Origin of the sequence: Candidatus Accumulibacter vicinus, assembly GCF_000584955.1 — a bacterium.
In the GTDB taxonomy this organism is placed as follows: Bacteria; Pseudomonadota; Gammaproteobacteria; order Burkholderiales; family Rhodocyclaceae; genus Accumulibacter; species Accumulibacter vicinus.
Window position 1 is genome coordinate 79938 of record NZ_JDSS02000053.1, and the last position, 11432, is coordinate 91369.

Consider the following 11432-nt stretch of genomic DNA (forward strand, 5'->3'; position numbering starts at 1 on the left):
GCAGTTGGCTGTACGGATCATGCGCGGAGAGCGGGCGGCGGTTGCCAGTGGCCTGAATCTGCTGGACAACAAGCTTGCCGAGGCGCGTAACCGCTCGGCAAGCCTGCTGGCTTCGCTGACCGGCGAGCGATGGCTGAATGATGGTCACCTGATCGGGGTGACGGGACCTCCGGGTGCCGGAAAGTCCTCGCTCGTTTCCGCGATGATTCGCGAATGGCGCTTGTCAGGCAGGACGGTCGGGGTGCTCGCGGTCGACCCGTCCAGCCGCCCCGAGTTGGGTGGTGGCGCTCTGCTCGGGGATCGCATCCGTATCAAGAACTCGTCGCACGACGAAGGTCTGTTCATCCGCTCGCTGGCCAATCGCAACCAGCTGGGTGGGGTGGCCACCGAGGTCTGGCCGATGAGTTGGCTGCTGTTGGCCTGTTTCGATATCGTCGTGATCGAGACGGTCGGCGTCGGCCAGACCGAGATCGATATTGCCGAAATCGGCGATACGGTCTGTTACGTGGCGCAGCCGGCCTCGGGCGATACAATCCAGTATCTGAAATCGGGGATCATCGAAATCCCGGATATTTTCGCGGTCAATAAATCCGACCTGGGTGCCCCGGCACGCAAGACGGCCAGTGAAATTGGACGCAGCGCTTCCCGGCAGGATCGCCGGGAGAATTGGGATTATCCGGTGTGTCTGGTGAGTGCGACGATGAATACCGGGATCAAACCGTTTCACGATCATTTTGACAGGCACCGCAAGTTTCTCGCCAATGCCGGTTTGCTGGACAAACTGCGGATCCGCCATCAGAGTGCCTGGGTAATGCGCTTGCTGAAAGAGGAATTCGGAACTTTCGGCCTGGAGCTGGCCGGCGGCCAAACCGTTATTGGCGAGCGGTTGAGAGAAAATAGATTCAATCAGTTCGAAGAATACGAGCGTATGCGCAAGCATATTCTCTCCAGATTTTTGTCGGTAAACCAACCGAGCAGTCTAACCACAAAGGAGCATCTTGATGAGCAAATCATTGTATGAATTAGGTGAAAAGCCGCCCTTGGGCGAAGTTCCGGAGAAAATGCACGCCTGGCTGATCCGCCCGGAACGTTTTGGCAAGCCCACCGAAGCGTTTCAGAAGGAAGTGGTCAATACCCCGTCGATCGCCGATGACGAAGTGTTGGTGTATGTGATGGCTGCCGGCATCAACTACAACAACGTCTGGGCCGGACTCGGCATTCCGGTCAATGTCATTGCTGCCCGCAACAAGGGTGGTGAACCCGAAGACTTCCATATTGGCGGTAGCGATGCGTCCGGAATCGTCTACAAGGTCGGCAAGGACGTCACCAACGTCAAGGTGGGTGACGAAGTGGTGATGCATTGCGGCCAGTACAGCCGCAATTGCGAGTGGGTCAAGAAAGGCGGCGATCCGATGTACTCGCCGACCTTCAAGATCTGGGGTTACGAAACCAATTATGGCAGTTTTGCCCAGTTCACCCGGGTGCAGGCCCAGCAGTGCATGCCCAAGCCCAAGCACATGAACTGGGAAGAGTCGGCGGCGTATACGCTGGTCGCGGCCACCGCCTGGCGGATGCTGCATGGCTGGGGTGCCAGCTCGATCAAGAAGGGCGATGTCGTGCTGATCTGGGGCGGTGCCGGCGGCCTCGGATCGATGGCGATCCAGATTGCCAAGGCGGTCGGTGCAACGTCGGTAGCCATGGTTTCAGGCGAGGACAAGTTCGACTATTGCATGAAACTGGGCGCCAAAGGCTGCATCAATCGCAATGACTTCGATCACTGGGGAATGCTCCCGCACTGGAAGGACAACGCCGGCTATGCCAAGTGGCTGAAGGGCGTGCGCTCCTTCGGCGCGAAGATTTGGGAAGTACTGGGCGAGAAGCGGGCGCCGAACATCGTCTTCGAGCATCCCGGCGAAACCACCATCCCGACGTCGATCTTCGTTTGCGAGACCGGTGGCATGGTGGTCGTCTGCGCCGGCACCACCGGCTATAACGCGACCGTTGATCTGCGCTATCTGTGGATGCGGCAGAAGCGCCTGCAGGGCTCGCATTTCGCCAATACCGAGCAGTCCAACCAGATGAATGAACTGGCGCTGCGTGGCCAGCTCGATCCCTGCATGTCGCGTGCCTTCACCTACGAAGAGTTACCGATCGCCCATCAGTTGATGCACGACAACAAACATCCACACGGCAACATGTCGGTACTGGTCGGCGCCACCGAGTTCGGTCAGGGCGCCAGTGGCAAGCCGCCCGTGGCGATGGTGCACCCGATGCTGCCCAAGGGGGATGTCCATACCACACCGGCGCCTTATCCGATGTCCGTACCGCTGCCGAGCATCGCCGAGGGCGAAGCGCTGACCATTGCCGACGATGGCAGCAAGGTTCGCGATCTGATGCATCGTGGCATCATCTCCTGTACGCCGGACGATACCGTCGGCACCGTCGCCAAGATCATGGTGGACAAGGAAATTCATGCGGTGGTGGTGATGGATGAGCAGGGCATGGCCGTCGGCGTCGTATCGCAAACCGATATGGTGCTGGCGCGGCAGGGCCGGACACCGGATCAGGCGCGCGCGATGCTGGCCAGGGAGGTCATGACCCCAGGTTGCGCGACCTGCGACGCGGACATGCTGTTGAGCGATGCGGTCAGCCTGCTGACGGCCCGGCGCATGCATCGCCTGGTGGTGACCGAGAAGGATCAGCCGGTCGGCGTGCTTTCGATGACCGACGTGGTGCGCAAGATCATCGGCGAGTAAGCAGCGCTCGGTCAAATCCTGGCGTTTCCCAGCCCCCTTCTTCTCCAGGGAGGGGGAAATGCAAAACTCCCTTTTCATTCCTCGGGGTTTTACACGATGGAGATGATTTCGCCATGCAAGCCATCGTCTGCCATGAACTCACCGGTCCGGCCGCGTTGCGGCTGGATGAGGTTCCGGAACCACGCCCCGGACCCGGCCAGGTGCGAGTCCGTGTCCGTGCCTGTGGGGTCAACTTCGCTGATAGCCTGATCACCCGTGGCCAATACCAGAAGCAGCCAGCCCCCCCCTTCACTCCCGGCTTTGAAGTTTCCGGCGAGGTGATGGAATTGGGCGCCGGCGTTGGCGGAATCGCCATCGGGGCTCGGGTGATCGCCATCACGCCGTATGGTGGCTATGCCGAACAGGTCATTGCGGACATCGAGCGCTGTGTACCGATGCCGGCGGCGATGTCCTGGGAACACGGCGCGGCTTTTCCCGTGGTCTTCGGTACCTCGCATCTGGCCTTGTGGCATCGGGCACGCTTGCGGATCGGGGAGACGCTGGTCGTGCACGGCGCATCCGGCGGGGTCGGGTTGACCGCCGTCGCCATTGGCAAGCAATTGGGGGCGACGGTGATCGCCACGGCCAACGGCCCGGCAAAGCTGCAGGTGGCCCGCGATCACGGCGCAGATCATCTGCTTGATTCCAGCCACGAGGACCTGCGGACGCGGATCAGGGAATTCACCGACGGCCGCGGTGCCGACGTGGTCTACGACCCGGTTGGCGGTGAGTTATTCAACGCTTCGCTACGCAGCATCGCCTTTGAAGGGCGCATCCTGATCATCGGTTTTGCGGGTGGCGCCGTACCGCAGATTCCCGCCAATCATCTGCTGGTCAAGAATGTGGACGTGATTGGCGTCAACTGGCCAGCTTATGCGGAATTGAATCCGCAGGTGATGACCGAGAGTTTCCAGACCCTGATGCAATGGTATCTGGAGGGCGCGATCAAGCCGCATGTTTCGGCGACCTACCCACTGGCTCAAGCAGTTGAAGCGCTCAATCAAGTGGTGACGCGCAAATCTACGGGCAAAATCGTCATTATGATGGCTTAGGATATATACTTGTCGTCATCCGGTGGTCATGCCTGTCCTTGCGATGGACCAGCTTCAAGGCATCCGGAAACCTCAAGAAAATCGACTGGCGCTGGCAAGGGCGAGCGCCGTATTTAATGGGCGCGGCCATCTCCGCGCTGATAATCACGAGAAAGGACTTTCATGAATCCCCAGAATGGTTACGATATTGAAGATTTGTCTGTCGGCATGAGCGCAGAAATCGCCAAGACCATTACCGATGCAGACCTCGTTTTATTTGCCGGAGTATCGACCGACGTCAATGCGGTGCACATGGATGAAGATTTTGCGAAAACCACGATGTTTGGCGGCCGCATCGCACACGGGATGTTGTCCGCGAGCCTGATTTCAGCGGTGCTGGGCAATCGTTTACCCGGGCCTGGCACGATTTACATGAGCCAGTCCCTGCGCTTCCGCGCGCCGGTGCGTCCGGGTGAAACGGTCCATGCCAAGGTGACGGTCAAGGAGGTCATCACCGAGAAGTCGCGGGTGGTCGTCGATACCGTGTGCACCGTGGGTGACAAGGTGGTCATCGATGGCGAAGCGACGCTGATGGCGACCTCCCGCCAGAAGCGAGAAGCCGCCGGCAAGTAGTCAGTCCTACACCGCCGCCGTGCTCACTTGGTCGTCCAGATGTTGGTGATCGGCGCCACGGCGGCGGTATTTTCGATCGGTGCCAGCCCGAACATTGCCTGCAGGGTGCGCAAGACATGGTAATGGTTGATGGTGGTGCGGTAATTTCCAGGCTTCACTGTCGCTCCTGCCATGACCGTTGGAATGTGATTGTCCTTCCGTGACGCGTCTTCATCCCATGTCAGGATGAACAGGCTGTTATGCGTCCTGGCCCATTGTACATAATCATCGAACCTGGCCTTCAGCCACGCATCGCCGGTCTGGATCGGGCAATCATGGTGGTCGTTGCACAAGTTCGGGACGACAATTGAAACCGTTGGCAAGGCGGCAAAATCCGTGCCCGGGAAGGCAGTAAACGGCTGATTGCTGCTGGCATCCACGTTATCGAAATTCACCCATGGATTATGCTTGCGCCGATACTTGCCGGCTTTGCAGCCAGTATATCCGGCTGTCGGTAGATCTTCCGAAAAGCCGCTGAAGGTCAGTTTGGCGGCGACCAACTGGCTCGCCAGATTAGCTTTTTTCCTAAACGTCAGGGGGCAGCTATTGTCAGTCACATCCTGGGTGGAGCCGGAAAACAGCGCCAGGTAGTTTGGCTGGCTGGGATGGGTAAGGGCGTGGGCATCGGTGAAATTGGCACCGGCTTGCGCCAGGTGATTGATGTACGGGGCATTGGCATTGCCGATGATCTGTTCCTGGTCTTCGTTTTCCATGATCACGATCACTACGTGATCGAAACGAGGCACTAGCGGCTTGGCGGCGGTGGCATCCGTACCTGGCTTTATTTTGCCTGCTTCCTTGGCCGTTGCAGCATCAGTAGCGTGGCTGTTGGTGAACAAGGAGAACAAAAAGAGGGCAAGGGTGAATCTGGTCAGGGTAGGCATCAGGGGTTCTCGTGAGGACAGGTCGACGAGTCTATAGATCAATGGCTGCCGCCTCAAGAATGCGAGTGCTATCAAAAATGATCGCACTTTGCACTGCGGGTTTCGGCAGTGTTACCCTATTTGCCGTGACCAACCCAGGAGGAGACAAGATTGAAACCGACATTCCGTTACCGGCTTCTCGCCGCAGCCCTCGCCGCCGTACTGATCGGTTGTGTCGCACTGCCGCAGGGTGGCGCAGGCTACGCTCGTTCTCCAGCTTTACCGGCCCCCCCCGATCCGCCTGACAATCCGACGACGCCGGAAAAAGCGGCGCTCGGCAAGAAACTTTTCTTCGATCCGCGTCTCTCGGGCGACGGCAGCATGGCCTGCCAGGGCTGCCACTACCGCCATCTCGGCTGGACTGACGCGCTGCCGCTGTCGCGCAAGGTCGGTGGCGGCATGAATACTCGCCATACGCCCAGCGTATACAACACCGGCTACTACACCAGCTGGTACTGGGATGGCCGTGCCAAGACCCTCGAAGGTCAGGTCACGGCCGCCTGGAAGGCACAGATCGGTGCCGAACCGGCCAAAGCCGCTGCGGTGATCGCTGCGATACCCGGCTATCAGGTCGAGTTCAGGAAAGTCTTCGGCAGTGCGCCGGACGCCGACAACATTGTCAAGGCGCTGGCCGCTTTCCTGCGTACGCTCAATAGCGGCGAGGCGCCCTGGGACCGTCATGCAGCCGGCGACAAGACGGCGGTCTCGGCCGATGCGCAGGCCGGTCATGAACTTTTCGTTGGCAAGGCGGGTTGTGCCACCTGCCACCAGCCGCCACTCTACAGCGACAACCGGTTCCATAACATCGGCCTCGAAGCCGACAAGGCCAATCCCGACCCCGGCCGCTACGCAGTGACCAAGGACCTGCAAGACAGGTCGGCATTCAAGACACCAACGTTGCGTTCGGTCGGCATTTCCGGCCCTTACTTCCACGACGGAAGCGTCGCCAATCTGGAGCAGGCGGTGCGTTATATGGCGTCAGGCGGCAAGGCCGATGCCCACAAGAGTACGCTGCTGGTCGACCACAAACTTTCCGACCAGGAGATCCGACAACTTGTGGCCTTCCTCCATACGCTGACCAGCGAGGAACACTTCCAACCGCCGACGTTACCCTAAGGTGTCTGGTGCACTCCACCATCTGGCGATTGCCGACTGGCTGGCGCTCTTCGCTTTTTTCTCCTGCTGGGCCGGTTACGGCTGGTTTTCCGAGCATAGCCGCTGGGCATCCGGGGGGCTGATCAGCAGTGCCCGCGAATTCCGGCTGGAATGGGCTTACCGGATGCTGGCACGCGAGGTGCGGGTCACCGACTCGACACTGATCGGCAATCTGGTGAACAGTGTCACTTTCTACGCCAATACCACCATCTATATCATCGCCGGCCTGGTCGCCGCACTTGGCGCTGCCGACAAGCTGCTGAACTTCACCAGCGACCTGGCCTTGTCCGGTGCGGGCAACCGGGAACTTCTGGAGATCAAGCTGATGCTGGTGCTGGCGAGTTTCGTCTACGCCTACTTCAAATTCACCTGGTCGCTGCGGCAGTTCAACCTGCTCTCGATCCTGGTTGGGGCGGCACCGCTGGGCGAGCGCGGGGATGCCGACATCGAAAGCTATGCGCGCCGCCTGGCTGGTGCCAACAATCTTGCCGGCGACGACTTCAATCGCGGTATCCGTGCCTATTATTTCGGCCTCGCGGCCTCGGGCTGGCTGCTCAGTCCACTGCTGCTCAGCATTCTCGCGGTGCTGATTCTGCTGGTGCTCTACCGGCGCGACTACCGCTCGGCAGCACTCGGCATTCTGCGTCGGCAACGCTGAACAGTGAATCCCCAGCGCCACCTGATCGGCATCGCCTGTGGCCTGCTCGCCTATGGCATCTGGGGATTCTTTCCGCTGTTCTTCCGCCAGCTCGCGCATGTTTCGCCGATGGATGTGTTGAGCAACCGCGCCGTCTGGGCATGCGTATTTGTCGGCCTGCTGCTGACACTGCGCAGGCAATGGCACAAGGTCGCTGCGGTCTTCCGGATCTGGCGGCAGTTGTTGATGCTGACGGTCGCGGCACTGCTGATCGGCAGCAACTGGCTGGTTTTCCTGTGGGCGGTCGCCAATCGGCAGGTCGTCGCTTCCAGCCTCGGGTACTTTCTGACGCCACTGGTCAATATCCTGCTCGGCCTGGTTGTGCTCAAGGAACGGCTGAACCGGCTGGAGTGGCTGTCGGTACTCCTGGCTTTGGCGGCAATGACCAACGAGATCATCGCCATCGGTGGCCTGCCATGGGTGTCGCTGTTCCTTGCCGGTACCTTCGGTACCTACGGCCTGGTGCGCAAGCAACTCCCGGTCGATGCCGTCTCCGGCCTGTGGCTGGAAACTCTGGTGATGCTGCCGGTTTGTGCGCTCTACGCCTTCTATCAGGCCGGCAACGGCCATGCGGTGTTCACCGGACATGACCTTTCGACCTCCTGGCTGTTGATCGGTGCCGGTGCGCTGACCGCGCTGCCGCTGCTGGCCTTCGCCGCCGCTGCGCAACGACTCGACCTGGCGACCGTCGGGATGCTGATGTACATCAATCCGACGCTGCAGTTCGTCACCGCGATCTGGCTTTTCGGCGAACCGATGCGGGCCGAACAGTTGCTCAGTTTCGGGTTGATCTGGCTGGGACTGTTGGTTTATAGCTGGAGTGCCTGGGGCAAATACCGGCGTCCGGACTGCATCGATTCCCGTTGACTTTCCACTCGCCTGAACTATGCTGGATATTGCGTTGCAGCATATTTTTCCGTTAAATGAGTGTAGACGAAAGGGGGATCATTACCATGTCACGGCAAAAGGAAAAGGCGATCAGAGCGTGGTCGGGGGAGGCGCTGGCAGTCTGCTCACTGGCTTTTGCATGCTCCGCAAGCGGAGCGCCAGCACTGGAAGATTTGGCCGCAGGCGTCAAGATAGACGTTAGCCAGATCTCCGTGTCAGGGATCTCTTCAGGGGGCTTCATGGCTCACCAGTTCCATGTCGCACACTCCGCACACATCATGGGCGCGGGTATTGTCGCGGGTGGCCCGTACTACTGCGCGCGCGGGTCGATCATGGACGCTGTAACCAGGTGCAGCCAGTTCGTCATGCTCGAATGCACGGCCATCGGTCTGGATCCCAAGTGGTGTAAAAAAACCGACCTGGCGCCGAAGAACAAGACCGAGGTCGAGCGGGCGGCGCGTGCCGCTTTTGCAGAGGCAAAGAAACAGGAGGCAGCAGGAAGCATCAGCAAGCTTGCCAACCTCAAGAATGCCAAGGTTTATCTGTTCAGCGGTACCTATGACGCCATCGTCTCACGAGGCGTGATGGACTCGCTCTTCCACTTCTATGCCGATGCCGACAAGGGGGGGATGGCAGAGGCCAACATTGCCTACAGTCGAACCTTTCCTGCCCGCCATACGATGGTCAGGGACAGTTTCAACAAGCCGGCCGGCGAGGTGGTAGGCAAGTGTACGCTGCCGCCCGCAGTCGCACCACCAACCGACCAGAACGCTTTCATCGACGATTGCGAGGCGGTTGCCAAGCAGCGCGAGAAGCAGAATGGCTGCATTTGTCCAGTGACCGCAGGGGTCGGAATGAGTGGCGCTGCGACCTGTCCACCAAGCAACAAGCAGGCGCTGTGCAAGGATCTGAAGGACGTCGATCTCGCAGGAGCAATCCTGAAACGCATTTACGGCGAGTCCGCACTGAAAGCTGCCCGTGTGCCTGTAGCGGAGAGCGCAGTACAGGCGTTCGACCAGCGGCGGGTGTTCAGCAAATTCTCGGATACTTCTTACAACGCTTTGCAAAACGCCTCGATGGCCAGAGAAGGCTATGTGTTCATCCCGCAGGCCTGCAAGAATGGTCGGCAGTGCAAGCTGCATGTCGCGTTCCACGGGTGCCTGCAGGGCGGTGAGACGGACCGGCGGAGTAGCCATTCCGGCAATCTGTTCGCCAAGTTTGCGGGTTACAACGAATGGGCACAGGCCAATGACATCATCGTCCTTTATCCGCAGATCCAGGCGCGAACCTTGCCACTCAATCCTCGGGGATGTTGGGACTGGTGGGGGCAGGATTACACCCACGAGGCTTATCACACGCAAGGAGGCAAACAGATCAAGGCGGTGGCACAGATGATCAACCTTCTCGCTGGAGGACAGCAAGCGCTGAACATACCAGCAGAGTAAAGTTGAGGACAAGGGCGCGTCGGCAAGAGAGGGACGTCAAATGCCGAACGAACGCTGTTTGGGTAAATTGAATCGTATCTTTAAGCGGAGGAATCGAAAATGGCAGACCTTTCCAAATTATTGAGTGATTGGAGCAAGGCGATTGCGAGTATGGACGTGACCAAGGGCAGCGAAGAGCTAATGAACATCATGGCTGGGCTCAAGGTGCCGGGTGTCAACATGGACGCCGTGGTGGCCAGTCAGCGCGAAAACCTCGAAGCCCTGAATGCTTCCAACCGAGCAGCGCTTGCAGGGATGAAAGCCGTCGGGGAGTGGCAAGTGAAGATCCTGCAGGAGACGATGCAGGGATTGACGGCCGCGATCAGCGGCCTGACCAAGGGTGGCTCGCCGCAGGAGATCGCCGCAGCGGAGGCCGAACTGGCCAGAAAAGCTTTCGAAACCGCGGTCGGTGAGATGCGGGAACTCGCGGAGATCGTGGGCAAGGCCAATCAGCAGGCCAGCGAAGCCATTGCCAAGCGAATTCCCGAGAGCCTGAACGAAATCAAGGAGGTGCTGAAGTTTTCGTAGACGATTCACGAAGCCAGGAAAGGACCGCGATGCTCAACGCCCCAGACGAACACCAGGAGATTCGCGACGCCGTGCGCGACCTCTGCCGCCAGTTTCCCGACGAGTATTTCCGCCGCATCGACGAACAGCGCGCGTATCCCGAGGCCTTCGTCGATGCGCTGATCGGTGCCGGCTGGCTGTCGGCGATGATTCCCGAGGAATACGGCGGCTCTGGTCTCGGGCTGACGGCGGCGAGCGTGATCATGGAGGAAATCAACCGCAGTGGTGGCAACGCCGGCGCCGTGCACGGGCAGATGTACAACATGGGCACGCTGCTGCGCAACGGCAGCCAGGCGCAGAAGGAAAAATACCTGCCGGGAATCGCCGCCGGCAGGCTGCGCATCCAGTCGATGGCGGTCACCGAGCCGACCACCGGTACCGACACCACCAAGATCAGGACCAGCGCCGTGAAGAAGGACGGCCGCTACCGGGTGAACGGCCAGAAGGTCTGGATCTCGCGCGTGCAGCACTCGGACCTGATGATTCTGCTGGCGCGCACGACGCCGCTCGCCGAGGTGAAGCGGAAATCCGAAGGCCTGTCGATCTTCATCGTCGATCTGCACGACGCCATCGGCAACGGCCTCAGCGTGCGGCCGATCGCCAACATGGTCAATCACGAGACCAACGAACTGTTCTTCGACAACCTGGAGGTTCCCGACGAGAACCTGATCGGCGAGGAAGGGCAGGGTTTTCGCTACCTGCTCGATGGCCTCAATGCCGAGCGGGCGCTGATTGCCGCCGAGTGCATCGGCGACGGCTACTGGTTTATCGAACGCGCCACACGCTATGCCAAGGAGCGGATCGTTTTCGATCGGCCGATCGGCCAGAACCAGGGCGTGCAGTTCCCGATCGCCGACGCCTTGATCGAGATTGAGGCGGCGAACCTGATGCGCTTCAGGGCCTGCGCGCTGTTCGACGCGCAGCAGCCCTGCGGTGCCGAGGCGAACATGGCCAAGTACCTTGCCGCCAAGGCCTCGTGGGAGGCGGCCAATGTCTGTCTGCAGACGCATGGCGGCTTTGGCTTTGCCAACGAATACGATATCGAGCGCAAGTTCCGCGAGACACGCCTCTACCAGGTAGCGCCGATCTCGACCAACCTGATCTACGCCTATGTGGCCGAGCACCTGCTCGGCCTGCCACGCTCGTTCTGAACACTCGATGAGTTGTGCAGGCCGATTTCTGCGGCGCTGACGGGCGCTTCTGCCCTGGGTCTTGCCAAT

At 59.9% G+C, this 11432-nt stretch carries 11 protein-coding genes and 1 pseudogene; 11 read left to right on the forward strand and 1 reads right to left on the reverse strand.

Annotation, left to right across the window (positions count from 1 at the left end; all coding sequences use genetic code 11):
* Positions 1-19 precede the first annotated feature (19 nt).
* The 5 genes and pseudogenes from CAPSK01_RS20720 (at position 20) to CAPSK01_RS20735 (ending at position 4459) form a co-directional block, all read left to right on the forward strand.
* Positions 20-1021, forward strand: a complete 1002-nt coding sequence (locus tag CAPSK01_RS20720) for a methylmalonyl Co-A mutase-associated GTPase MeaB (RefSeq protein WP_273704239.1) — start codon at positions 20-22, stop codon at positions 1019-1021.
* A pseudogene (ccrA, locus tag CAPSK01_RS20725) lies at positions 1002-2234 on the forward strand (crotonyl-CoA carboxylase/reductase); the annotation flags it as partial. The gene CAPSK01_RS20720 and the pseudogene ccrA, both read left to right, overlap by 20 nt.
* Positions 2235-2393: 159 nt before the next feature.
* Entirely contained in the window at positions 2394-2756 is a 363-nt protein-coding gene (locus tag CAPSK01_RS24255) for a CBS domain-containing protein (protein WP_246148582.1), read from the forward strand.
* Positions 2757-2869: 113 nt separating this feature from the next.
* A complete protein-coding gene (locus CAPSK01_RS20730; RefSeq protein WP_034931406.1) occupies positions 2870-3847 on the forward strand; it encodes an NADPH:quinone oxidoreductase family protein in 978 nt (325 codons plus the stop codon).
* A gap of 162 nt (positions 3848-4009) precedes the next feature.
* Positions 4010-4459, forward strand: coding sequence for a MaoC family dehydratase (locus tag CAPSK01_RS20735; RefSeq protein ID WP_034912642.1), 450 nt, complete (start codon positions 4010-4012; stop codon positions 4457-4459).
* 23 nt (positions 4460-4482) lie between these two features.
* Here CAPSK01_RS20735 and CAPSK01_RS20740 read toward each other — a convergent pair whose 3' ends face one another.
* A complete protein-coding gene (locus tag CAPSK01_RS20740) occupies positions 4483-5382 on the reverse strand; it encodes an alkaline phosphatase family protein (protein ID WP_273704210.1) in 900 nt (299 codons plus the stop codon).
* A 150-nt stretch (positions 5383-5532) separates the two neighbouring features.
* On the opposite strand from CAPSK01_RS20740, the gene CAPSK01_RS20745 reads away from it, so the two are divergent.
* From CAPSK01_RS20745 to CAPSK01_RS20775, 6 genes are all read left to right on the forward strand, one after another.
* On the forward strand, positions 5533-6537 hold the full coding sequence (locus CAPSK01_RS20745) for a cytochrome c peroxidase (RefSeq protein WP_034931409.1): 1005 nt from the start codon (positions 5533-5535) through the stop codon (positions 6535-6537).
* Between the two features lies 1 nt (position 6538).
* On the forward strand, positions 6539-7234 hold the full coding sequence (locus CAPSK01_RS20750) for a DUF599 domain-containing protein (RefSeq protein WP_034931413.1): 696 nt from the start codon (positions 6539-6541) through the stop codon (positions 7232-7234).
* Between the two features lie 3 nt (positions 7235-7237).
* On the forward strand, positions 7238-8140 hold the full coding sequence (gene rarD, locus CAPSK01_RS20755; RefSeq protein WP_034931415.1) for an EamA family transporter RarD: 903 nt from the start codon (positions 7238-7240) through the stop codon (positions 8138-8140).
* Positions 8141-8400: 260 nt separating this feature from the next.
* A complete protein-coding gene (locus CAPSK01_RS20765; protein ID WP_273704211.1) occupies positions 8401-9606 on the forward strand; it encodes a hypothetical protein in 1206 nt (401 codons plus the stop codon).
* Positions 9607-9705: 99 nt separating this feature from the next.
* A complete protein-coding gene (gene phaP, locus CAPSK01_RS20770) occupies positions 9706-10173 on the forward strand; it encodes a TIGR01841 family phasin (protein WP_273704212.1) in 468 nt (155 codons plus the stop codon).
* A 29-nt stretch (positions 10174-10202) separates the two neighbouring features.
* Entirely contained in the window at positions 10203-11363 is a 1161-nt protein-coding gene (locus tag CAPSK01_RS20775; RefSeq protein ID WP_034931422.1) for an acyl-CoA dehydrogenase family protein, read from the forward strand.
* Positions 11364-11432: the final 69 nt, after the last annotated feature.